This is a genomic window from Candidimonas nitroreducens, from assembly GCF_002209565.1.
Taxonomy (GTDB): Bacteria; Pseudomonadota; Gammaproteobacteria; order Burkholderiales; family Burkholderiaceae_B; genus Candidimonas; species Candidimonas nitroreducens.
The window spans coordinates 279036-301370 of sequence record NZ_NJIH01000003.1; the positions used below are offsets into that span (position 1 = coordinate 279036).

Sequence of the window (22335 nt, forward strand, 5' to 3'; positions counted from 1 at the left end):
TGTCCCGCCTCTGCATGATGGTTTGATGGTTGCAATACCTGCCTGTGCCGGCCGTGTGGTACGCGGCCGCCTGTCAGCCCTGCTTTTCCAGAAATTCGAGGGTGGCTTGGGCGCAACCATCGGGGTCGGCGCCGGATGCGTGGTAGCAGTCGATGTCCAGTACCACGACCTCGGCGTGCGGTGCGCCCTCGTGTATGGCGTCGGGGTTCAGCTGGCCTCCGCCTCCGGCATGGGTTTTCTTCGAAGGCTTGGTCATGATGGCAAGTATGGGCCTGCTTATGTTTTTCAGGTCGAGGCGCGATTCTGTGGTGGCCACCCATTTCAAGTAGGCTTTTGCCGTGGAAAGCGAGGTGGCGCCCATCATGTCGACCCACCAGTCTATGCACCGCGGCGCCGTATCGTAGCCCAGCCGGGCCGGCATGGTCTGCCGCGCCCAGCTGCGGATGCCGTGTTCTTCCATGTGAGGCAGCCATTCGCTGCTGCCCGGCGCAACCAAAGGAGGGCAGGACAGAACCAGCGATTTCACGAGGTCGGGCCGGGTTGCGGCCAGGCGCATGGCGCTGATGCATCCGCTTTTGGCCGCTACGACGTGTACCGGGCACTGCGCCAGATGATCGATGACTCTTACCAGATCGTCGACGAACAATTCAGTGGAAAACTTGAAGGTCTCCGCCACCGCAGCCGTCTTGCCGAAACCCCGCAGGTCGAACATGATCAGGCGGTATTTTCTTGCGAGATGAGGTATCCAGCCTCTCCAGCAAGTGCTGTTCTCGGTGAAGCCGTGCACGAAGAGAAGGGTTTCCGAGTCTTTCCAGGGGTCTGTGTAGTCGTGGATTTCGTAATAAGGTTTGAAATCGTCCGACAGTTCTAGATATGGCATGAAGTCCTCACGATGGATGGAGATAAAAGTTCTGGCCGGAAGGGGTTACGGTTACTTTGGCTGGACTCCCGCCGCCTTCAGTGCTTTGCCTATGGACGCGATGTCGTGCACGACCGCCTGCTGCAGTACTTCGGGCGGGCAGCCGATGGGGTTCACGCCTTGCGATTGGAATTTTTTGACCAGCTCGGGGTCGGTCAGCGCCTTGTTGATTGTGGTATTGAGCTTGTCGATAATGGGCTTGGGGGTTCCGGCGGGCGCGAAAATGGCGTTCCAGCCGGTGACGTTGAATTCAGGAAGGCCAGCCTTGGCGACCGGCGGTATTTGGGGCAGTATTGCCGAGCCCTGTTTGTCGGAAATGGCCAGTGCCTTTACTTTTCCGGCCTTGACCATCGCCATGGCGGCAATGGGGGACACGAATGCGGCCTGGATGTCGCCGCGTATCAGGGCGGAAAGTATTTGAGGCTCCCCTTTGTAGGCGACATGGGTCATTTTGATCTTGGCCTGGGACTGGAATAACAGCATGCACAAATCGCCCAGGCTGCCTACGCCGACAGAGCCGTAATTGAGTTTTCCGGGGTGCGCCTTGGCCGATTTGATCAGGTCGGCCACGCTGTTCAAGGGGCTGTCTTTGTTGGTAAGCAAGATTTCGGCGACGGATCCGACCTTGGTGATGGGTGCGAAATCTTTGGCGGTGTCGTAAGGCAGGTTCTTGACCGTGCTGGGATTGACCACGTGCGACGGGAAGGCCATCAGCAGCGTATAGCCGTTGGGCTTGGCCCTGGCCACGTAGCTGGAGCCGATGACGCCGCTGGCGCCGGGGCGGTTGTCCACGATGATGGACTGCCCCAGCATCGGGCTCAGTTTCTGGATCAGGATCCGGGCCAGCGCGTCTGTAATTCCGCCGGCTCCCGAAGGTACGATGAGATGTATGGGTTGATCGGGCCACGATTGCGTCTGGCCATGCACCAGTGCCGGCTGAACCATGGCCAGGGCCAAAGATACCGCGAACATTATTTTTTTCATGGCTTGTCTCCTCGATTGTGTTGAACAATGGAACTGCATTCATTTTATGGATTCGAAGAGGCCGGACGAAAAATAAAATTACATTCCATCCGTTAAAAAATTTAGGATTGGTATCGGTCGTGCCGGGTGCCGGGGGCTCCCCGAGGCTCTGTGGGACGGCCCTTGCAAGAGGTGCGAGAGGCCGTCCCTGTGTATGTCATTCGGCCTTTGGGGGCAGGCAAATGCTGAATGCGGTGGTTTGATCCAGTGTTTCGCCGAACCAGGCCTCTACCGCGGCTTGGCGCGTGCCCAAGTAGGAGACCCCGCCGTCTTCCTGGATCATGGGCAGGTCGTGGCCGGGTACGAGGATGTTGGCGGCGCGGCGGCTCCAGAGACGTTTTATCAGTGCGATGGACTCTGAACTGACGGCTGGGTCGTAGGTGTGGAAGGCGGTGCCGCTGATGAGCTCAGCCCGATTCTTGGCGGCATCGCCGGTGAATATCACATCGATGTCTCGTGTTTGCAGCACGAAGATCATGTGGCCAGGTGTGTGGCCCGGGGCCACATGGGCGGACATCCCCGGAAACAGCTCTGCCCCGTCGGCAATTTTTTTCAAGCGAGGCCAGCGTGCCAGTTCGCGCATGTAAAGCTCGGGCACGGGTGTGATGCCCCATGGCTCGCCAAGCGACCACGCCAGCTCGCTCTCGCCGATGTGTATGTGGGCGTCGGGAAACATCGTCCAGTTCACGGAGTGATCGTAATGGGCGTGAGTGAGGACGACATCCGTGACGTCGGCCGGCTGCAGGCCGTGCCGCGCCAGCTGCTCTATGACCAGGCCTCTTGCCCCGAAGGGGCCTGTATCTACGATGGCGATATGGCCGTCTCCGCGGATAAGAGCCACCGTGCTCCAGCCGAGCGAGCCGTGGCACACGGATTTTCCGGGATATCCTTGCACCAGGATATCGATTTGGTATGCGTCAGCCTGCAGCTTCATGTCGAGCGTGCCCCGAGTGCGACGAAAAATACCAACTAGGATAACGCCGGGCGCTGCAAATAAAAACGGCCTTGTCGTGGTGCCTTCCGTGGCCGAGCGGGAACTTTCTTTGGCGATTTCCGCTGGCGGGATGAAAGCCGGCGGCCGTTGTGAGCCTCGTCCGGCGATTGTGGTAACTTGAATGTCTTGCTGGTATGAATTCCACGCGCACTATGTTGCACTGCGGAATTCCGCGCCTTCGCGCTACCGGCTCTATTCTTTCCTACAGGAGACGAACGTGCCTAGCCTGCTGCCTGATGTCGACCCTGAGGGGTTGCTGGAATATTCGGTGGTTTACACCGACCGGGCCATCAACCATATGTCGAATGTCTTTCAAGAGGTGATGAAAGACATTTCCAAGACCTTGAAGCAGGTCTACAAGGCCCATGCCGCGATCGTGGTGCCGGGCAGCGGCACCTACGGCATGGAGGCGGTGGCGCGGCAGTTCGCCACCGGCAAGCGCTGCCTGGTGATCCGCAACGGCTGGTTCAGTTTCCGCTGGAGCCAGATCTTCGACATGGGATCCATCCCCGCGCATGCCACGGTGCTGAAGGCGCGGCAGGTGGCGCAGGGCAAGCAGGCGCCGTTCGCGCCGCCGCCCATCGATGAGGTGGTGGCGGCGATCGCGGCCGAGAAGCCCGACCTGGTGTTCGCCCCGCATGTGGAAACCGCGTCGGGCATCATCCTGCCGGACGACTACATGCGCCAGGTGGCGCAGGCCGTGCACGCGCATGGCGGCATGTTCGTGCTGGACTGCATCGCGTCGGGCGCGATCTGGGTCGACATGCGGGCGATAGGCGTGGACGTGCTGATCAGCGCGCCGCAAAAGGGCTGGAGCGGCCCGGCCTGCTGCGCGCTGGTGATGCTGGGCGATGCGGCGCGCGAGCGCATCGATGCCACCACCAGCACCAGCTTTGCCTGCGATCTGCGCAAGTGGCTGCAGATCATGGAGGCTTATGAAAAGGGCGGCCATGCCTATCACGCCACCATGCCCACCGATGCCTTGACGACCCTGCGCAATGTCATGGCGGAAACCGCAGCCATAGGTTTCGACACGGCCCGCGACCGCCAGCAGGAATTGGGCGACCGGGTGCGTGCTTTGCTGGCTGAAAAGGGCTTCCCGAGCGTGGCGGCCAAAGGTTTCGAGGCACCCGGGGTGGTGGTCAGCTACACCGACGACGATGGCGTGCACTCGGCCAAGAAGTTCGCACAGGCCGGCCTGCAGGCCGCCGCGGGGGTGCCGCTGCAGTGCGATGAGCCGGCCGGCTTCAAGACCTTCCGCCTGGGCCTGTTCGGCCTGGACAAGCTGCAGCACGTCGACCGCACGGTCGAGACCCTGGCCCGCGCGCTGGACGGGTTTGCCTGATATGTGCAGCTCCGCAGCCCCGCGGCGCAATGCCGCGCGGGGCCTGCAGCGGTGCCGCGCGCAGGGAACCTGATACTGCGCGTTGCCGTGGGGGCGGTAAGGAATGCCGCCTTCAGCGCACCGGCAGGAAATTGAAGAACAGCAGCCCCTGTACGTAATTGATGCCGACGCGGCGCAGGTTTTCGTCGAGCAGGTTGGCGATCAGGTCGAGGCGGCCTATCAGTTCGCCGAACTGGCGCTCGAAGCTCAGGTTGTGGACGTCGCCCGACAGCTCGTTGGACAGCAGCAGGGGGCGGCCGGCGCCGTCGCGGCGATTGGCCAGCAGCCAGGCGGCGATCTCGACGTTGCGGGCGGCGTTGTAGATGCGCTGGGCGTTCAGGATATCGGTGGCGTAGAAGCGTGTCTTGCCGTTGTGCGCCTGGATGATCATATTGGCCAGGCCGAGTATGAAGGCGCGCACCCGGTCGCCTTGGTAGGCCGGATCCAGCGCCACCGAAAGAATCTGGATGTCGCTCAGCCCCTGCAGGTCGGGGGGCGGCTTGCCCACGGCCAGCGCCTTGCGGCCCTGGGCGATGGCCGTGGCCAGATCCGGCGCCCCGGTCTTGCGCCATTCGGAAGGATTGCGGCGGTAGAGTTTTTCCAGCAGCGCGCCCAGGCTGGCCAGGTTGTCGCGCATGGCGATGGTGACCGTGCGGTTGAAATCGGTTTGCGCGAACTGGTCGAACGACATGGCTTCGTCGCTGGGCGCACGCCCGTTTTCGGGGGGCGGCCCGGCGCAGCCGGCCAAGGCCATGGCCAAGGCAAGCGCACAGGCGCGCGCGGCCATGCGAGGCGCCGGGCCGGGGCCGCCAGGGCCGGAACGCGGCCCCATCAGGTGAGCAACGCGAGGACTTGCGCCGCCGTGGCGCGGAGATCGGGTGCCGCGATGGGGGCGTTCGGAAAAGGCTGGCGCTGGCGCCGTCCGCCTTGTTCGAGGTCGGCGCCATAACAGTCCAGGCCGAGCAGGCGGATGTGCGCGGGCAGGGTCGCCGCGAGTTCGTCGCAGCAGGCCTGTTCGGCGGCCGGATCGAGCACCGCGGCCTCGCCCCACTGGGCCTGGTCGATCCAGCCCATGCGGGCGAAGCCGCCGATGTAGCGCGCCCGTTTCGGCTGCAGCCGGAAGAAAGAGAAGTCTCCGAGTTCCAGATAGCGCCGCGCGTCGGGCTGGTAGCGCAGGTAGCGGGCCAGCAGCGTGGGCGAGGCATCCAGCGGCGTCGCGTCGCCTATCAGCGTCAGGCGTGGTTCTTCCAGCACATTGTGGCTGCCCGGCGGGGTTACCAGCAGGCTGGCGCGGCTGTCCGCCTGCAGGTTGCGGGTATGTTCCGCGAGGCGGCTGACGAGCAGTATGGGGCAGTGATGTGCGTCGGGCGCGAAGGGCAGTATCGACGCGTGGGGATAGCCCGGCATCTGGGCCGATTGCGTGGCCAGCGTCGCCGCGGCCGCGCTGTGCAAAAGGTGGATGAGGACGCTGGTTTCCGCCTTCATGCCCGCGCCGCCCCGCCGCCGCGCGGAACCTTGAAACCCTGGGCTGCACGCGCCGGGCGCTGCCGCCACGCCTGGCGCGCGCTTAGCATATGAGCCAGCCGGCCAGCCGGGCCATGGGCCCTTGTATCAGGTGCGCGATAGGGGCGGGCAGGCTCAGCGGCTTGAGCAGCATTTTGGCTGCCATGGTGACCGGGTAATGGCGCCGCACCCGGCGCGTGATGCGCTCGCGCAGGTCGTGGAATTCGGCCTTGTCGGCCGCCGGCCCGAGCTGGGTGGCGTAGGCGTGCCACAGCGCGCATTCGACGTCGTCGTTGCGCACTTCCAGGATGCGCCGCTTCAGCGCGCCCAGCACGCGCAGCCTGCCGGGGGGGTGAGTCGAGTCGTACATGCGGAAGTAGCCGTAGAAGTGCTTGTAGTGATTGATTTCGTCGGAGCGGATGCGTGCGGCGATGCCCGACAGGACAGGCTCGGTGGCGTGCGCCGCCAGCGCCTGGTAGAAGGTGGCCGTGCCGGTCTCGACGACGCAGCGTGCCACCATTTCGAGGCTTTGCTGGGATTCGAGCGCTTCTACGGTGCAGCGCGGGCCGTAGTCGGCATAGAACGCCGCGTAGGCGGCGTCCCAATCGAATTCGGGCCACACATGGCGCACGTAGTCGCGCAGCTTTTTGCCGTGGCGCACTTCTTCGAACTGCCATTTTTCGCGCAGCCAGCCGACGATATCGGCGTTGTTCTCGAAGTGGTTGACGAGGTTCTCGGTGTAGAGATCGGAAGCGATTTCGACGAAAGAGGCGGCCGCCACCAGATACAGCATGTCCGGCTGTGACCGCGCCTGGGCGCGGTCTATGGTGTCGTAGGGGACATGGTCTAGGTTCCAGTGTGGCGTGGTGACGATGGATTCACGCATATCTAGAGATCCCATGGTTGCGGGGCTGTTGCCCGCGCTTTGTCCGTTACTACATTGTATGCCTCTTGTCATTATTGTGAAATGCGGCCGGCGTGTGCGAGGCGTGGGCCGGGCCGTCCGAAGAGGCCGGAAAGTCAAGCCATGGCTTGCTTTGCGCGCTGCCACCAGCCCTGCATTGCCGGATGTTGGAATTGTGTTTCGACGTATTTCAGTATCTGGACTGGAACGGTATCGCCGTTGGCGCTGAGGCGCGCGAGCATGACCGCCAGATCGATGTCGGCAATGCACCAGTCGCCGAACAGCGGGCCGCCGTTGGTGTCTATCAAGGACTCGGCGGCGGCCAGCAGCTTGTCGGCCGCCTTGCGGGCGCCAGCCGACAAGGGCTGCGGGTTCTTGTCGGCGTAGATCACCGTGGTGGGGCGTTCGGCGCGCAGCGCGGCCAGGTCGCTGCGCAGCCACGCCTGGATCTGCCGCGCGCGGGCTCGTAGTTGCGGCCGCGCTGGCAGTACGCGCGCATATTGCGGCGCGCCGTAGGCGTCTTCCAGGTATTCGGCGATGGCCGAGGATTCGGACAGCGAGAAATTGCCGTCCACCAGGGTGGGTATGCGCGAGGTCAGGGAAGCGTGCGCATACTGCGGCGTGGTGTTCTGGCCCGCGTGCAGATCCAGGGCCTGGAGTGTGTGGGGCAGGCCCTTGGCCTGCAGCGCCGCGTATGCCGACAAGGCATAGGGGCTGGAGTAGTTGCTGTCGACGTAAAGAACGAGATTGTGAGCCATGGCTGGATCTTCCGGGCGAGGTGCCGACGCGGGTTGCGGGGTTCGGCATTCATCATAATCCCTCGGCGTCCGGAGTGTTGCGCCAGCCTCGCGCATCCGCGAGCCCCGCAGCGCTTTCCCGCGCCTGCGCGCCGCGCTCGGTTCATGGTTCATGCCCCGCGAGCCGACGTGGGCCGGCCGCGAGGGTTCAGGCTGCCGTGGGCTCGAGCTGGAATTCGTCGTGGCTGCCGTGCAGGAAGTCCATGACTGCGGCGCGGCAGGCCAGGTAGCGGGCGTCGCAGGCCAGGGTGTTGCGCCGGCGCGGACGCGCCAGCCCGGTGGGCAGGATGCGGGCGATGGTGGCTGCCGGGCCTTTGCCGAGCATGACGATGCGATCCGACAACAGCACCGCTTCGTCGATATCGTGGGTGACCATGATGGTGGTGGTGCCGGTGGCCGCGACAATGCCTTGCAGGGCGTCTTGCAGATGCGCCCGGGTCAGCGAATCGAGTGCGCCGAAAGGTTCGTCCATCAGCAGCACCTTGGGCTCGATGGACAGCGCGCGGGCGATGCCGACGCGCTGCTTCATGCCGCCGGAAATTTCCCGCGGATACTTGTGCGCGGCGTGGCTCATGCCGACCAGGCGCAGCGCCGCTGCGCTGCGTTCTTCAAGGTTGCGCGCGCCCTCGGTGGCGCCGAATACCCGCTTCACCGCCAGGTGCACGTTTTCCATGCACGTCAGCCATGGCAGCAGGCAATGGTTCTGGAACACCACGGCGCGATCGGGGCCGGGGCCGCGGATTTCGCGGCCGGCGCACAGCAGTACGCCCTCGCTAGCCGGCACGAGTCCGGCGATCAGGTTCAGCAGTGTGGACTTGCCGCAGCCCGAATGCCCGATCAGCGTGACGAATTCCCCCTGCGCGATCGACAGGTCGATGTCGCGCAGCGCCACGAAGGCGCTGCGTCCGCTGCCGAAGCGCTGGCCGACCCGTTCCAGGCTCACGAAGTTCTTCATGTTCAGTCCCCCTTGTAGTCGAGATGCCGGGCCAGCGCCCCCAGGGCCACGTCCAACGCGAGGCCGACCGCGCCGATCACGAAGATCGCCACCAGGATGTGCTGGACGTTCAGGTTGTTCCATTCGTCCCATAGCCAGAAGCCGATGCCGGTGCCTCCGGTCAGCATCTCGGCGGCCACGATGACCAGCCACGCCGTGCCGATGGACAGCCGCACGCCCGTGATCATCTGCGGCAGCGCCGCGGGCAGCAGGATGCGGGCGAACACCGTGCCTTCGGGCAGGCTCAGCACGCGGGCCACGTTCATATAGTCTTGCGGCACGCGGCGCACGCCGTCGGCCGTGTTGAGGATCAGGGGCCAGATCGAGCAGATGAAAATGGCCCAGATGGCGGCGGGATTGGCGGCCTTGAACAGCAGCAGGCCCAGCGGCAGCCAGGCCAGCGGCGACACCGGCCGCAGCAGGCTGATGACTGGCGCGCAGATTGCGTCCAGGCGCTTGTAGCGGCCGATCAGGAAGCCGGCGGGTATGCCGACCACTGCCGCCAGCGCGAAGCCGGCCGCGACCCTGCCGAGCGAGGCGATGATGTTCCAGCCTATGCCCATGTCATTGGGGCCTTTGTCGTAGAACGGGTCGGCGAACAGCGCGGCGGCCGAACGCAGCGTGCTTGCCGGATCCGGTATGCCGCCGATGTTCATCGAGACGATCTGCCATGCCGCCAGCAGCAGCGCGAATCCGCACAGCGCCGCGGCGCCTTGGTTCAGCCCTTGTGCGGCGCGCCGGCGCCACATGGGCTCGCTGGCGGCCGGCGCGGGGCTCGCGGTGGGTGCGGGCGCCGATGGCGTGGAAGCGAGTTTTGCGGGAAATGGGTTCATTGCGGGCCGTCCTGCATGGTTCGTGGGGAGTCCGGGGCTCTGGTTCCGGTACAAGCCGCCGCGCGGTGATCGCGGTGGTTTGATCGTTGCGGCGCGGCTGCTCAGCCGTGGACGGCGAAGCCGTCGGCATAGGCGGCCGGATTGCTTCCGTCCCAGGTCTTGCCGTCCATCAGCGTGGATGAGCGCATCGGAGCTGCGGGCAGGGGCACCGAGGCGGCCGCGGCCGCTTCCTTGTACAGGCCGATATGGTTGATTTCGCCGGCCACCGCCAGGTAGTCGGGATGCTTGTGCAACAGGCCCCAGCGCTTGTGCTGCGTCAGGAACCACATGCCGTCGCTGAGGTAGGGGAAGTTGACGGCGCCGTCGCCGTGGAAGCGCATGGCGTGCTTGTCCTTCCACGCCCTGCCCAGGCCGTTGCGGTATTCGCCCAGCATGCGCCCCTCTATCAGCCGGGCCTGGGTGTTCACGTACGATTTGGCGGCAATTGTCTGCGCCGTCTTGCGCATGTTCTCGGCCGAGCTGTCTATCCATCGGCTCGCCTCCAGTATGGCGGCGGTGACGGCGCGCGCTGTGTTCGGGTATTTCCGCGCGAAGTCGGCGCGCGTGCCCAGCACTTTCTCGGGGTGGTCGGCCCAGATGTCCTGCGTCGTCGCGGCGCCGAAGCCTATGCCGTCGGCGATGGCGCGCGCATTCCAGGGTTCGCCCACGCAGAAACCGTCCATGGCGCCGATGCGCATATTGGCGACCATCTGCGGCGGCGGCACGGTAATGGCGCGCGCGTCCTTGAAGGGGTCGATGCCGTAGGCGGCCAGCCAGTAATACAGCCACATCGCATGCGTGCCCGTGGGAAACGTCTGGGCAAAGGTGTATGGGCGCTTCGCGGCGGACATGGCCTTTTTCAGGCTCGCGCCGTCGGTCACGCCCGCCGTTTCGTGCAGCTGGCGCGACAGGGTGATGCCCTGCCCGTTCTGGTTCAGGCCCATCAATACCGCCATCTTCGTCGCCGCGCCCGCCAGGCCCAGGTGCATGCCGTAGATCATGCCGTACAGCGCGTGCGCGAAATCCAGGTCGCCGGTGACGAGTTTTTCCCGCACCGAGGCCCACGAGGCTTCCTTGCTGGGCACGATCTTCACGCCGTGCTTCTTGTCCAGCCCGAGCACGCCGGCCATGACGACCGAGGCACAGTCGGCCAGGGGGATGAAGCCTATCTTCACCTCGGCTTTTTCGGGCGCATCCGAGCCCGCGGCCCAGGCGCCGCTGCCGGGCAGCGGACTCAGCAGGCCGCCCGCCGCCAATCCGGCGGCGGATCTGGCGGCGTTACCCAGCCAATCCCGGCGGCGCGCGCCGGCTGCCGTCAGGGCGGGCTGGCCAGGGGTGGAAGAATAGTCGGCATGGCACTTGCCTGGCGTCTTGTCGGCGGCTTTCATTTGCGATCCTGATCCGGAGGTGTGGGTTGCTGCGGCGAGCGCTGGATGGCGCTCGTGCGTACACTCAGGTCATAAGCAATGTTCGTGCCACTGCTGGATCCGTATCGGCCGGGCGATGCTTCATGGGGGATGGCGCGTCGGCGCCTGTCGCTCGCGCCTCCGACTACGCACCAACAACTGGCCTGCGCGACACATTGCGGTGCATGCGCATCGAGCCGGAGTTTTCCGGGGCGCCGCGGCCTGGCCGCAACCACATCGGGAGGCCGGGCGCTGTTCAGGCTTCGCTGAATACCTCTTTAGCCGTGCGCATCGCGTCGATGGCCGCGGGCACGCCGCAATAGATGGCGGCCTGCAGTATGACTTCCACGATTTCTTCCTTGCTGCAGCCGTTGGTCAGCGCGCCGCGCAGGTGCAGCTTCAGTTCGTGCGGCCGGTTGAGCGCGCACAGCATGGCCAGGTTCAGCATGCTGCGCGTCTTGCGCTCGAGCCCGGGGCGCGTCCAGACGCTGCCCCAGCAGTATTCCGTGACCAGCTTTTGTAATTCCATCGACAGCGGGTCGGCGCTGGCCAGCGACTTCTCTACGTGTTCCTTGCCCAGCACGGCCTTGCGCACCGCCAGGCCTGCCTCGAAACGCGAATCTTCCATTTTTGATACTCCGGTTGGTTGGGGTAGGCCCCATGGTAGCGAAAAAGCCGTGCTTAGATGCCCGTTACCGTGGGCGATGGCCTAAAATCTCGCGGTGCCGTGCGTGTGCCGGCCCTTTTTCCACCCTGGCCCGCAGGATTCACATGGCTTCGAACGCCGATACGATACCGACCCCCGCCGCGTCCGCCCGGGGCCGGCCCACGGTCTTCTATGTGCTGCTGTTCCTGGCGGGCATGGTGGTGCTCTGGGCCGTGTTGTGCGGCATCAGCCACAAGTCGCCCGACCTCGACAATATGGAAGAGCTGGTCTGGGCCTCGAGCTTCGAGTGGGGCTACTACAAGCATCCGCCGGTGCCGGCGTGGTTCATGTATGGCCTGACTTCGCTGTTCGGCAAGCCCATCTGGCTGACCTTCCTGGCCGGACAGTTGTTCTCGGCGCTGGCCTTGTGGTTCGTCTGGAAGCTGGGCTGCGAGTTCACCACGCCGCGCCGCGCCCTGATCGCCATGTTGTCGGTGTCGGTCACCGCATACTTCTCGGTGCGCGCGACCATGTACAACCACAATTCGGTGCAGATGTGGTCGATCGTGGCCTCGACCTGGTTCTACTACCGCGCCTTGCGTCACGGACGTTCTTCGGACTGGCTGTGGCTGGGGGCGGCCTGCGGCATGGCCTTCATCACCAAATACAGTGCGCTGATCCAGTTCGCGGCTTTCTTCCTGTTTTTCCTGCGCCAGGGGTATTGGCGCGACCGCGCCGCGCTGCGCGGCGTGGCGCTGGCGCTGCTGACCTTCCTGCTGGTGCTTGCGCCGCACGTCTACTGGCTGTTCCAGCACGCGTTCGAGCCCTTGTACTATGCCGACAAATCCATCGTGCCTGCCGGAGACCCGCAATTCAGCGTGCTGTCGGACATATGGGGCTTCCTGACCACGCAGCTCGGGCGCCTGAGCCCCATGCTGGTCGCCTGGATCGCCGTGTATGTCTGGAGCCGCAGGGCCGCCTCGCGGGCCGTGGCCGTGCCGGATGGCGCCGTCGCCGCGCCGCGCTACGCGCAGGCGCTCAGCGCCTGGGATCGCTCTTTCCTGCTTATCGTGGGTATCGGGCCGGTGCTGCTGACCGTGCTGGTCTCGGGCGTTCTGGGCACGCGCCTGGGCAGTTCCTGGGCCAGCACCTTTTTCGTGCTGTTCGGCTTCTATGCATATTGGTGGCTGCGCGGCGACGAGCGTGTGATGCTGCGCAGGACGGCCATCGTGGTGGTCGTGATCCAGGTGCTGATGGCGGCGGGCTATGCCATAGGCCGGGGCCCGCTGGCGTATTACACCGGCCGCAAGACCGATTCCACCTATCCGGGCAAGCAGATATCGCTGCAGATGCAAGATGTCTGGCGGCAGCATGTTCCGGGCGTGCCCCTGACGCTGGTGGCGGCCGGCACCTGGCTGGGCGGCAATATCGCGGTGCACGTACGGCCCAGCGCCAATGTGTTCATCGACGGCAGCCTGCGCGAATCGCCGTGGCTGAAATCTGTCGATCCGATGCGCTGCGGCATGCTGGTGGCGTACAGCACCGCCGATCACAGCTCGGGCCCGTCGGCCGCGGTGCGCAAGCTGTACGACCAGGCCTCTTACAAAGGGGTGGTGCAGCAGCGCTGGTCCACGCCGAAAAGCCCGCTGATCGTGGTGCACTGGGGCATTATCCCGCCACGGCCCGACTGCCTCTTGCGGGCCACGGCGGCGCGCTGAAATCGGGACAGCCATGGAATTGCGACAGCTGCGCTACTTCGTCTCCGCGGTACAGGCCGGCAGCCTGGGCAAGGCGGCGCTGGAGCTGGGGCTGGTGCCATCGGCGCTGAGTCAGCAGATCAGCCGCCTGGAAGGCGAGCTGGCGACGCGCCTGTTGCAGCGTACGGCCAATGGCGTGATCCCGACCGATGCGGGCGTGGCCTTTTTTCGCCAGGCCCAGCTGGCGCTGCGGCATGTCGAGCATGCCAGCCAGGCTGCCAGGCAGGCGCGCTTGTCCGGCCATGTCAGTGTCGGGCTGGCCCCCACCACGGCGTCCGTGCTGGGCGTGCCGTTCATGGCCGCCATGCGCGAGCGCTATCCCGATGTGCGCCTGCAATTGGTGGAGTCGCTGTCGGGCCATTTGGCGACGATGCTCAATTCGCGCCAGCTCGATCTGGCCGTGGTGTTCCAGACCGATACGGCGCAGCGCTGGAGCACCATCGAGCTGCTGCGCGAGCGGCTGTTCGTCATTTTTCCGCAGGGGCTGCGCGGTGCCCCGCGAGGTCGGCGCGTGCGGCTCGGGCAGATCGGCGCAATCCCCCTGATACTGCCGACCGGGCCGCACGGGCTGCGCTCGGCGCTGAACGCGGCCTTCACACATCATGAAATGGCGCCGAACATCGTCATGGAAATCGACTCGCTGGCCATGCTGATGGACGCGGTGCGCGAGGGCTACGGGGCCACCATACAGCCGGGGGCGGCGGTGGCGCGCCTGAGCGGCGTACCGATGCGCCTGGTGGAAATCGCCGACCCGCAGGTAGAGCGCCACAACGTGCTGGCCAGCCTGAGCGAGGAAGAGCTGTCGCCGGCCGCGCTGGCTGCGCGTGTGGTGCTGCTGGATACGGCCCGGTCGCTGGTGCGGGCGGGACGCTGGGCCGGTGCCCATCTGCCCGCCGGCGCCTCGGCGTCCAGGCCGCAAGCCGGCCCGGGAACCTTGCCTGTTTGATGCCTGGGTCAACCGGGCGGAGCGTTGTGGGCGTAGCGATTGATACGAGACTTCACGAATCGTGAATGGCCCATCGCGGTCTGCCGTCTAGTGGTACCGGCCGCGGCGCGCTAAAGTAGTCGTGCCTGTTCATCCGGGGGCACCCCTTTTGTGCATGGACTCCGGCCAAGACTAGCCTAGGGAGGCGGACAATGATCGATGTATTGGTGGTGGGTGGCGGCAATGCTGCGCTTTGCGCTGCGCTGATGGCGCGCGAGGCGGGTGCCAGCGTGCTGCTGCTGGAATCCGCGCCCAAGGAGTGGCGCGGCGGCAATTCGCAGCACACGCGCAATCTGCGCTGCATGCACGACGCGCCGCAGGATGTGCTGGTGGGTGCCTACCCCGAAGAGGAGTACTGGCAGGATCTGCTGAAGGTGACTGGCGGCCAGACCGACGAGCATCTTGCCCGGCTGGTGATACGCGCCTCGTCGAACTGCCGCGACTGGATGCGCAAGCACGGCGTGTACTTCCAGCCGGCGCTGGCGGGCACGTTGCACGTGGCGCGCACCAACGCCTTCTTCATGGGCGGCGGCAAGGCGCTGGTCAATGCGTATTTCCGCAGCGCCGAGAACCTGGGCATACAGATACGCTACAACGCCAATGTCGAGTCCCTGGAACTGGACGGCGACCGTTTCGTGGCGGCGCATGTCGGCGGCGAGCGTATTCCCGCACGCGCCTGTGTGGTGGCCTGCGGCGGCTTCGAATCCAACCGCGAATGGCTGCGCGAGGCCTGGGGACAGGTCGATGGCCAGTGGGTGGCCGACAATTTCCTGATACGCGGCACGCGCTTCAATATGGGCGTGCTGCTCAAGGATCTGCTGGCCAAGGGCGCCGATTCCATCGGCGATCCGACCCAATCGCACTGCGTGGCGATCGACGCCCGCGCACCGCTGTACGACGGCGGCATCTGTACCCGCATCGACTGCGTGTCGCTGGGCATCGTGGTCAACAACACCGCGCGGCGCTTCTACGACGAGGGTGAAGACTTCTGGCCCAAGCGCTACGCCATCTGGGGCCGGCTGGTGGCACAGCAGCCCGACCAGATCGCCTATTCCATCATCGATGCCAAGGCGGTGGGGCGCTTCATGCCGCCGGTATTCCCGGGGGTGACGGCCGATACGTTGCCCGAGCTGGTGCGCAAGCTGGGACTGCCCGAAGCGCAGTTCCTGCAGACGGTACAGGCCTACAACGAGGCCTGCCGCGTCGGCACCTTCGACCACGAGGTGCAGGACGACTGCCATACCGAAGGCCTGACGCCGCCCAAGACCCACTGGGCGCGGCCCCTGGACACGCCGCCCTTCTATGCCTATGCGCTGCGGCCGGGCATTACCTTCACCTATCTCGGCGTCAAGGTCGACGACCAGGCCCGCGTGCACTTCGGCGGCCAGCCCAGCGGCAATCTGTTCGCGGCCGGCGAGGTAATGGCCGGAAACGTGCTGGGCAAAGGCTATACGGCCGGGGTCGGCATGTCGATCGGCACCGCCTTCGGGCGCATCGCCGGCACGCAGGCGGCGGCCGCCGCCCTGCAACAGCAAGCCGTCGCGGCCTGAGAGGGGAATACATTCATGCAAACACTGGACACACTCAGCGGCGAAGCTGCAAACTGGCAGCCCTTGCCGCTTACGGCCGACGAGGCCGAGGTCGCGCGCGTCATGCAGATCTGCAATGCCTGTCGCTACTGCGAGGGCTTCTGTGCGGTTTTCCCCGCCATGACGCGGCGCCTGGAATTCGCCAAGGCCGACGTCAATTACCTGGCCAATCTGTGCCACAACTGCGGCGCCTGTCTGCATGCCTGCCAGTATGCGCCGCCGCACGAATTCATGGTCAACGTGCCGCAGGCCATGGCCAAGGTGCGGCTCGACACTTATGTCGAATACGCCTGGCCGCGGCCGCTGGGGGCGCTGTACCGGCGCGCCGGCGCCACGCTGGCGCTGGCCCTGTTCGTGGGCCTGGCCCTGTTCCTGGTGCTGGCGGTGGCGCTTAGCGGCTCGCTGTGGCATGCGCCGCTGGCGGGCAATTTCTATGCGATCTTCCCACACAATCTGCTGGCCGTGATGTTCGGCATTGTGTTCCTGTTCATGATCTTGGCGCTGGGCGTGGGGGTGCGGCGCTTCTGGCGCGATGTGTCGGACGGCCGCGACCTGCAGCAAGGCAAGGGCGCGGCCCTGGCCGAGGCCTCGGGCCAGGCCCTCAGCCTGAAGTACCTGGACGGCGGGCACGGCCACGGCTGCAACGAGTCGGACGACCGCTACACGCTGGCGCGGCGCCGCTTTCATCACCTGACGTTCTACGGCTTCATGCTGTGCTTTGCCGCTACCTGTGTGGCCACACTTTATCACTTCCTGCTGGATTGGCCCGCGCCTTATCCCTTTTTCAGCCTGCCGGTGCTGCTGGGCACCGTGGGCGGCCTGGGGCTGCTGGCGGGCCCCGCCGGCCTGCTGTACCTGAACCTGCGTCGCCACCCGCTGCAGGGCGATGCGGCGCAAAAGCCCATGGACCGCGGCTTCATCGTGCTGCTGTTCGTGGTCAGCCTGACCGGTCTGCTGCTGCTGGCGCTGCGCGATACCAGCGCCATGGCGGTGCTGCTGGCGGTGCACCTGGGGGCGGTGATGGCCTTTTTCCTGACCATGCCCTACGGCAAGTTCGCCCATGGCGTGTACCGCTGCGCGGCGCTGCTGAAGAATTCATTCGAGAAAAGGCTGCCCAGCCGGCTGCGTTTGGGATCCGATTGATTCGAGTCCTGGTGCAGATAAGAAGGCGCCGTGGGTCTTGCGGTTTGTATGGCCCACGGCGCCGCGTTGTTTCCTCCACGCGGGCGGGCTGGCATGATCGGCCGGCCCGCTGCGTGTTTGCGGTCGACGCCCCGGCTGCCACATAATGGCAGTCGGGGTGGTTTTATGTAACTTCGAGATATAAAAGGAGCGAAGAAGATGAAGAAATTTTCCCTAGTCAAGACCGGGGCCGTGGCCCTGGCGGCCTGCGCCCTGAGCGCCGGCGCGACGGCGGCCTCGTGGCCCGAACGGCCCATCACGATGGTGGTGCCCTTCACCCCCGGGGGCACCACCGACATGGTGGCGCGCCCCTTGGCGCAGCTGCTGGGCGACGAACTCGGCAAGTCGGTGATCGTCGACAACCGCGCCGGCGCGGGCGGCACCCTGGGCGCAGGCTATGCCGCGCGCGCCAAGCCCGATGGCTACACCATATTCATGTCGACCATCGCGCATACCATCGCGCCCGCCATCTACAAGCACCTGCCCTACAATTTCGAAAAAGACTTCGAGCCCATCACGGTGGTGGCCTCGGTGCCCAACATTCTATTGGTCAACAAGAAGCTGCCGGTCAATTCCGTGCAGCAGCTCATCGACTACGCCAAGAAAAATCCGGGCAAGGTCAACTTCGGTTCCGCGGGCATAGGCAGCACCGAGGACATGGCCGGCGAGATGTTCAAGTCCATGACCAAGACCGATCTGGTGCACGTGCCCTACAAGGGCGGCGCGCCGATGATGACCGACCTGATCTCCGGCCAGATCCAGATGGCCATCGAGACCAGCGGCTCGGCCGCGGCGCAGATCAAGGCCGGCACCGTGCATCCGCTGGCGGTCAGCACCCTGAAGCGTTCCAAGTTCTTCCCGGATCTGCCGACTATCGCCGAATCGGGCGTGCCGGGCTACGACTTCCAGACCTGGTACGGCATTCTGGTGCCCGCCGGTACGCCCACGGCCGTACGCGACAAGATCTACGAGGCGACTGTGAAGGCGCTGAAAGATCCCAAGCTCGTCAAGGTCTTCGATACCCTGGGCGCCGACCCCGGCGGCATGAAGCCGGCCGAGTTCAAGACCTTCATCGCCGATCAAACCAAGAAGTGGGGCGAGATCGCCAAGGCCGTGGACATGCAGAAGAACTGATCGGCACCGGCGCGCGCGGGCGGCAGGCTCCCCGCCTTTGTGCGCGCCGTGCCGGGCAGTGCCGGCCAACGGCAACTGCAGCAGAAAACAAGGGCGCAGCCGCAGGGGATGCGAGCAGTGCGGCAAGGCCCGGCAACATCGTATCGCGCATAGCAACGCCGCGCTGGCGGCGAGTGCATACACACGTATCACAGCGCGGCAGGCCCCGCGTCGATTACACTCGTTTCCAGTTGATGATCGATAGTGGTTCGACTGAAAGCGCTGTTACATGGAATCGAATCCGGCTCCCGCGCAGGAAGCCCCCCGCCGCGTTGCGCACCTCGACATGGATGCCTTCTATGCGTCCGTGGAGCTGCTGCGCTATCCGGAATTGAAGGGGCTGCCGGTGGTGATAGGCGCGGCGCGCAGCGCCGGCCCGCGCCAGCGGCCCGATGGCACGCATGAATTCGCGCGCCTGCGCAATTACGCCGGGCGCGGCGTGGTAACGACCTCTACCTACGAGGCGCGGGCGCTGGGCGTGTTCTCGGCCATGGGCATGATGAAGGCCGCGCAGCTGGCGCCCGACGCCATCATGCTGCCGACCAATTTCCCCGTGTATCGCGAATATTCGCGCCGTTTCAAGCAGGCGGTGGCGGCCATCGCGCCGGCTATCGAAGACCGCGGCATCGACGAAATCTACATCGACCTGAGCGCGCACGCCGAGCCCTCGCGCGAGCTGGCACAGCGCCTGAAGGACGCGGTGCGGCAGGCTACGGGCCTAAGCTGCTCGATCTGCATTTCGCCCAACAAGCTGCTGTCCAAGATCGGTTCCGAGCTGGACAAGCCCGACGGCCTGACCCTGCTCGGCATGGAAGACGTGCCCACGCGCATCTGGCCGCTGCCGGCGCGCAAGGTCAATGGCATAGGCCCCAAGGCCGGGGCGCACCTCGAGTCGCTGGGCATCGTCACGGTGGGCGACCTGGCGCGCGCCGCCCCCGACCTGCTGCAAGAGCATTTCGGCCTGAGCTACGCGCGCTGGCTGATAGCCGTGGCGCAGGGCATCGACGATCGCCCGGTGCGCACCCATACCGAGCCCAAGTCGATCAGCCGCGAAACTACCTTCGAGCGCGACCTGCACGTGCGGCGCGACCGCTCGCAGCTGTCGGACATATTGCAGCGCCTGTGCGAGCAGCTGGCCGCCGACCTGCAGCGCAAGGGCTATGAGGCGCGTACCATAGGCATCAAGCTGCGTTTCGAAGATTTCCGCACGGTCACGCGCGACGTCACGCTGCCCGACGCCGCGATCGATGGGGTCGCCATACTGGTGGCGGCCAGAATCTGCCTGAAGCGCATCGTTCTGGATCATCGCATCCGCTTGCTGGGCGTGCGTGCCGGCAGCCTTGCGGCGCGGCGCGATCCCGATGCGGGGGCGGATCGGGGGCACGGGGTGCAACTGCAGTTGTGCTGAATGGGCGCAGGCGGCAGGGGCGGGCCGTCCATACCCAACCGGTTCCGGCCGCCGCGCATCGCTGGCGGTCGTTCAAGATCCCGGCGGCCCGGTCGAAAGCGGCCGGCGGGTGTTTGGCCGGCCTCCGGCCTGTTGCTATTGGATAAAGCTATTGGATAAAGCTATTGGGTAAAGGAACCGAGCATGGACAGTGCTTCGACGATAGCCGCGTTTCTGGCGGCTTGTGCTTTCGAGGATGATCGGCCCGAGGCTCCGCACCTCGAGGTAGGCGGCATGGGCTCTCTGCCTTCGGCCTTCGCCGTTACCGAACTGGCGACGGCCGCGGTGGGCGTGGCTGCCCAGGCGCTGGCGCAATACATGCGGCTCGGGTTCGGGCGCCCGCCCGCCGTGCGGGTGGATCGGCGCCTGGCCTCGTTCTGGTTCGCCTCGTCGCTGCGGCCCCAGGGCTGGAGCCCGCCCGATGCGCGCGACGCGGTCACGGGCGATTACGCCTGCCGCGACGGCTGGATACGCCTGCACGCCAATATGCCGCCGCATCGCGCCGCCGAGCTGGCGGTGCTGGGCGCCGCGCCCGAACACGACGCGGTGGCGCGCGCCGTGGCCGGCTGGGACGTCCAGGAACTGGAGGCCGCGATCGTGGCCGCGGGGGGCTGCGCCGCCATGATGCGTACGCGCGAGGCATGGGCCGCACATCCGCAGGGCGCGGCGGTGGCGGCGGAGCCCTTGTTCCAAGTGATACCCGGGGCCGGGCAGGCGCCTGGCGAGCCTCCCGCCGCTGCGCAGGCAACGGCGGATCGGCCTTTGGCGGGCTTGAAGGTGCTGGATCTGACCCGGGTGCTGGCCGGCCCGGTCTCGACCCGTTTTCTTGCCGGCTATGGTGCGCAAGTGCTGCGCCTCGATGCGTCATTCTGGGTCGAGCCGGGCATGGTGCCCGAGGTCACGCTGGGCAAGCGCTGCGCCTTGCTGGATCTGAAGGACGAGGCCGGGCGCCGCCAGTTCGCGGCGTTGCTGGCGCAGGCCGATGTGCTGGTGCACGGCTGGCGCCCCGATGCCCTGGAGCGCCTGGGCCTGGGCGCCGAGCGGCGCCAGCAGATACGCCCCGGACTGGTGGATGTCTGCCTGGACGCCTACGGCTGGACTGGCCCGTGGCGCGGGCGGCGCGGCTTCGACAGCCTGGTGCAGATGAGCAACGGCTTCGCGCACGCCGGCATGCTGCACTACGGGCGCGAGCGGCCCACGCCCTTGCCGGTGCAGGCGCTCGATCAGGCTACCGGCTACCTGATGGCGGCGGCGGTCTTGCGCGGTCTGGCGCGGCGCCTGGAACACGGTGCCGGCAGCATGACCCGCTTGTCGCTGGCGCGCACGGCGGTGTTGCTGAACTCGCAGTCCGCACCGTCCGCGGCACAAGACCTCGAGCCCGAGACCGCCGCCGACCTTGCCCCCGCGATCGAGCGTACGGAATGGGGCTCGGCCCGGCGTTTGCGCCCGCCTTGCGAGGTCGAGGGTGCGCCCATGCGCTGGGATCTGCCGGCCAGCCCGCTGCGCAGCGCCCCGCCGTTGTGGCAGGACGGAAAATAGTGCAGCGAAGGTATGAAGTTATAAAGCGCAAGCCCGTGTGGCGGGGGGCGGGCCGCCCAGGCTGCAAGCGCGGCGGCGGGCGCGGTGGCCGACGCAGAGCTTGATGTAAGGATCGATGCAAGAACCGCTGCAAGAACCGCTGCAAGGGCCGATGCAAGGGCCGATGCAAGGGCCGATGCAAGGGCCGGCAAGGGTCGATGCAAGGGTCGATGCAGGGGCCGGCGGCCAAGCCAAAAATAACACCAAGGTATTTGTGTGATTGTTTATATATCAAATAAGAATATATAAGTAAGAATGAAATCGTTACCAATTCGACCGGCCGTTGTTAGCATGAACATATGTGCGACAGATATATATCCGGCGCGGGCGCGCCGGCTCCGTCGCATTTCTCGCTTTAAAAGAGCCAAACAATGAAATTCAGTACTTTCCTGCGCACTGCGCTGGCGGCCGCGACGCTGGCGTTCACCAGCCTGGCCGGCGTCTCCGCTCACGCCGATGGCCTGCTCGGCAATATCAAGGCGCGCGGCACCCTGCTGGTTGGTGTCGAGGGCACGTATCCGCCCTTTAATTTCGTCGACCCCAAGACCCGCCAGCTCGACGGCTTCGACATCGATGTGGCCAAGCTGATCGCCGCCAAGCTCGGCGTCAAGGTGCAGTTCGTCAAAACCGAATGGAGCGGCATTCTGGCCGGCCTGGAGGCTGGCAAGTTCGACGTCATCATCAACCAGGTCGGCATCACTCCCGAACGCCAGAAGACTTTCGACTTCTCGGTGCCCTACGTGGCTTCCAGCCCGCAACTCATCCTGCGCAAGAACGACACCCACGACTACAAGAGCTTTGCCGACCTCAAGGGCAAGAAGCTGGGCGTATCGCAAGGCAGCAACTACGAGGCCCTGGCCAAGGCTCAGCAGGGCGTAATCGTCAAGAGCTATCCGGGCGCGCCCGAATACCTGGCGGATCTGGTGGGCGGGCGCGTCGATGCGGCGCTGAACGACCAGCTGATGACGGCCTACCTGGTCAAGACCTCCAGCCTGCCCATCAAGGGCGGAGCGATCGTCGGCGGCCCGAAGTTCAACGGCATTCCCTTCAAGAAGGGCAACCCGAAATTCGCCGCGGCCCTGAACAAGATTCTTGAAGATTCCTTCAAGGACGGCCAGTTCGCCAAGATCTCCGACAAATGGTTCGGCATCGATGTCAGCAAGGTTCGCAAGGCAAACTGAG

20 protein-coding genes are annotated in these 22335 nt (G+C 65.5%); 9 read left to right on the forward strand and 11 right to left on the reverse strand.

Features of this window, described 5'->3' with window-relative positions:
- Positions 1 to 73 precede the first annotated feature (73 nt).
- From CEY11_RS05000 to CEY11_RS05010, 3 genes are all read right to left on the reverse strand, one after another.
- Positions 74 to 880, reverse strand: coding sequence for an alpha/beta fold hydrolase (locus CEY11_RS05000; RefSeq protein WP_088602259.1), 807 nt, complete (start codon positions 878 to 880; stop codon positions 74 to 76).
- A 51-nt stretch (positions 881 to 931) separates the two neighbouring features.
- A complete protein-coding gene (locus CEY11_RS05005) occupies positions 932 to 1903 on the reverse strand; it encodes a Bug family tripartite tricarboxylate transporter substrate binding protein (RefSeq protein ID WP_158215186.1) in 972 nt (323 codons plus the stop codon).
- Between the two features lie 196 nt (positions 1904 to 2099).
- Positions 2100 to 2876, reverse strand: coding sequence for an MBL fold metallo-hydrolase (locus CEY11_RS05010; RefSeq protein WP_088602261.1), 777 nt, complete (start codon positions 2874 to 2876; stop codon positions 2100 to 2102).
- Positions 2877 to 3153: 277 nt separating this feature from the next.
- On the opposite strand from CEY11_RS05010, the gene CEY11_RS05015 reads away from it, so the two are divergent.
- Entirely contained in the window at positions 3154 to 4281 is a 1128-nt protein-coding gene (locus tag CEY11_RS05015; RefSeq protein WP_088602729.1) for an aminotransferase class V-fold PLP-dependent enzyme, read from the forward strand.
- 112 nt (positions 4282 to 4393) lie between these two features.
- On the opposite strand, the gene CEY11_RS05020 is transcribed toward CEY11_RS05015, so the two are convergent.
- The 8 genes from CEY11_RS05020 to CEY11_RS05055 all read right to left on the reverse strand — a co-directional run bounded on the left by CEY11_RS05020 (position 4394) and on the right by CEY11_RS05055 (position 11424).
- A complete protein-coding gene (locus CEY11_RS05020; protein ID WP_408608100.1) occupies positions 4394 to 5107 on the reverse strand; it encodes a hypothetical protein in 714 nt (237 codons plus the stop codon).
- 44 nt (positions 5108 to 5151) lie between these two features.
- Positions 5152 to 5805, reverse strand: coding sequence for a HugZ family pyridoxamine 5'-phosphate oxidase (locus CEY11_RS05025; RefSeq protein ID WP_088602262.1), 654 nt, complete (start codon positions 5803 to 5805; stop codon positions 5152 to 5154).
- A gap of 82 nt (positions 5806 to 5887) precedes the next feature.
- Positions 5888 to 6709 carry a ferritin-like domain-containing protein gene (locus tag CEY11_RS05030; RefSeq protein WP_088602263.1) on the reverse strand — a complete coding sequence of 274 codons (822 nt, stop codon included), beginning with the start codon at positions 6707 to 6709 and terminating at the stop codon, positions 5888 to 5890.
- A 134-nt stretch (positions 6710 to 6843) separates the two neighbouring features.
- Positions 6844 to 7485, reverse strand: coding sequence for a glutathione transferase (gene yfcF, locus CEY11_RS05035; RefSeq protein ID WP_088602264.1), 642 nt, complete (start codon positions 7483 to 7485; stop codon positions 6844 to 6846).
- Between the two features lie 187 nt (positions 7486 to 7672).
- On the reverse strand, positions 7673 to 8479 hold the full coding sequence (locus CEY11_RS05040) for an ABC transporter ATP-binding protein (protein ID WP_088602265.1): 807 nt from the start codon (positions 8477 to 8479) through the stop codon (positions 7673 to 7675).
- Positions 8480 to 8481: 2 nt separating this feature from the next.
- On the reverse strand, positions 8482 to 9351 hold the full coding sequence (gene ntrB / locus CEY11_RS05045) for a nitrate ABC transporter permease (RefSeq protein ID WP_088602266.1): 870 nt from the start codon (positions 9349 to 9351) through the stop codon (positions 8482 to 8484).
- A gap of 101 nt (positions 9352 to 9452) precedes the next feature.
- Complete coding sequence (locus CEY11_RS05050) at positions 9453 to 10778, reverse strand: CmpA/NrtA family ABC transporter substrate-binding protein (protein ID WP_088602267.1); 1326 nt, start codon at positions 10776 to 10778, stop codon at positions 9453 to 9455.
- A 274-nt stretch (positions 10779 to 11052) separates the two neighbouring features.
- Positions 11053 to 11424, reverse strand: coding sequence for a carboxymuconolactone decarboxylase family protein (locus CEY11_RS05055; protein WP_088602268.1), 372 nt, complete (start codon positions 11422 to 11424; stop codon positions 11053 to 11055).
- 143 nt (positions 11425 to 11567) lie between these two features.
- Here CEY11_RS05055 and CEY11_RS05060 point away from each other — a divergent pair, with 143 nt between their 5' ends.
- The 8 genes from CEY11_RS05060 to CEY11_RS05095 all read left to right on the forward strand — a co-directional run bounded on the left by CEY11_RS05060 (position 11568) and on the right by CEY11_RS05095 (position 22334).
- Positions 11568 to 13160, forward strand: coding sequence for a glycosyltransferase family 39 protein (locus tag CEY11_RS05060; protein WP_088602269.1), 1593 nt, complete (start codon positions 11568 to 11570; stop codon positions 13158 to 13160).
- Between the two features lie 13 nt (positions 13161 to 13173).
- Positions 13174 to 14145 carry a LysR family transcriptional regulator gene (locus tag CEY11_RS05065; RefSeq protein ID WP_088602270.1) on the forward strand — a complete coding sequence of 324 codons (972 nt, stop codon included), beginning with the start codon at positions 13174 to 13176 and terminating at the stop codon, positions 14143 to 14145.
- A 191-nt stretch (positions 14146 to 14336) separates the two neighbouring features.
- The gene (tcuA, locus tag CEY11_RS05070) at positions 14337 to 15734 is read left to right on the forward strand and encodes an FAD-dependent tricarballylate dehydrogenase TcuA (protein WP_088602271.1); all 1398 of its coding nucleotides are present in this window, start codon (positions 14337 to 14339) and stop codon (positions 15732 to 15734) included.
- Positions 15735 to 15749: 15 nt separating this feature from the next.
- Complete coding sequence (gene tcuB / locus CEY11_RS05075) at positions 15750 to 16916, forward strand: tricarballylate utilization 4Fe-4S protein TcuB (RefSeq protein ID WP_088602272.1); 1167 nt, start codon at positions 15750 to 15752, stop codon at positions 16914 to 16916.
- A gap of 198 nt (positions 16917 to 17114) precedes the next feature.
- Complete coding sequence (locus CEY11_RS05080) at positions 17115 to 18089, forward strand: Bug family tripartite tricarboxylate transporter substrate binding protein (protein ID WP_088602273.1); 975 nt, start codon at positions 17115 to 17117, stop codon at positions 18087 to 18089.
- A 268-nt stretch (positions 18090 to 18357) separates the two neighbouring features.
- Positions 18358 to 19536, forward strand: coding sequence for a DNA polymerase IV (dinB, locus tag CEY11_RS05085; RefSeq protein WP_088602274.1), 1179 nt, complete (start codon positions 18358 to 18360; stop codon positions 19534 to 19536).
- Positions 19537 to 19719: 183 nt separating this feature from the next.
- Positions 19720 to 21114 carry a CoA transferase gene (locus CEY11_RS05090; RefSeq protein ID WP_088602275.1) on the forward strand — a complete coding sequence of 465 codons (1395 nt, stop codon included), beginning with the start codon at positions 19720 to 19722 and terminating at the stop codon, positions 21112 to 21114.
- Positions 21115 to 21524: 410 nt separating this feature from the next.
- Positions 21525 to 22334 carry a transporter substrate-binding domain-containing protein gene (locus CEY11_RS05095; RefSeq protein ID WP_088602276.1) on the forward strand — a complete coding sequence of 270 codons (810 nt, stop codon included), beginning with the start codon at positions 21525 to 21527 and terminating at the stop codon, positions 22332 to 22334.
- The last annotated feature ends 1 nt before the right edge of the window (position 22335 follow it).

Coding starts and splice junctions, on each gene's coding strand:
- CEY11_RS05060 (WP_088602269.1), top strand. CDS start 11,568: ATGGCTTCGAACGCCGATACGATACCGACCCCCGCCGCGTCCGCCCGG.
- dinB (WP_088602274.1), top strand. CDS start 18,358: ATGGAATCGAATCCGGCTCCCGCGCAGGAAGCCCCCCGCCGCGTTGCG.
- CEY11_RS05005 (WP_158215186.1), bottom strand. CDS start 1,903: ATGAAAAAAATAATGTTCGCGGTATCTTTGGCCCTGGCCATGGTTCAG.
- CEY11_RS05090 (WP_088602275.1), top strand. CDS start 19,720: ATGGACAGTGCTTCGACGATAGCCGCGTTTCTGGCGGCTTGTGCTTTC.
- CEY11_RS05050 (WP_088602267.1), bottom strand. CDS start 10,778: ATGAAAGCCGCCGACAAGACGCCAGGCAAGTGCCATGCCGACTATTCT.
- CEY11_RS05095 (WP_088602276.1), top strand. CDS start 21,525: ATGAAATTCAGTACTTTCCTGCGCACTGCGCTGGCGGCCGCGACGCTG.
- CEY11_RS05025 (WP_088602262.1), bottom strand. CDS start 5,805: ATGAAGGCGGAAACCAGCGTCCTCATCCACCTTTTGCACAGCGCGGCC.
- CEY11_RS05000 (WP_088602259.1), bottom strand. CDS start 880: ATGCCATATCTAGAACTGTCGGACGATTTCAAACCTTATTACGAAATC.
- yfcF (WP_088602264.1), bottom strand. CDS start 7,485: ATGGCTCACAATCTCGTTCTTTACGTCGACAGCAACTACTCCAGCCCC.
- ntrB (WP_088602266.1), bottom strand. CDS start 9,351: ATGAACCCATTTCCCGCAAAACTCGCTTCCACGCCATCGGCGCCCGCA.
- CEY11_RS05010 (WP_088602261.1), bottom strand. CDS start 2,876: ATGAAGCTGCAGGCTGACGCATACCAAATCGATATCCTGGTGCAAGGA.
- CEY11_RS05020 (WP_408608100.1), bottom strand. CDS start 5,107: ATGGCCGCGCGCGCCTGTGCGCTTGCCTTGGCCATGGCCTTGGCCGGC.
- CEY11_RS05040 (WP_088602265.1), bottom strand. CDS start 8,479: ATGAAGAACTTCGTGAGCCTGGAACGGGTCGGCCAGCGCTTCGGCAGC.
- CEY11_RS05055 (WP_088602268.1), bottom strand. CDS start 11,424: ATGGAAGATTCGCGTTTCGAGGCAGGCCTGGCGGTGCGCAAGGCCGTG.
- CEY11_RS05065 (WP_088602270.1), top strand. CDS start 13,174: ATGGAATTGCGACAGCTGCGCTACTTCGTCTCCGCGGTACAGGCCGGC.
- CEY11_RS05080 (WP_088602273.1), top strand. CDS start 17,115: ATGAAGAAATTTTCCCTAGTCAAGACCGGGGCCGTGGCCCTGGCGGCC.
- CEY11_RS05030 (WP_088602263.1), bottom strand. CDS start 6,709: ATGCGTGAATCCATCGTCACCACGCCACACTGGAACCTAGACCATGTC.
- tcuB (WP_088602272.1), top strand. CDS start 15,750: ATGCAAACACTGGACACACTCAGCGGCGAAGCTGCAAACTGGCAGCCC.
- tcuA (WP_088602271.1), top strand. CDS start 14,337: ATGATCGATGTATTGGTGGTGGGTGGCGGCAATGCTGCGCTTTGCGCT.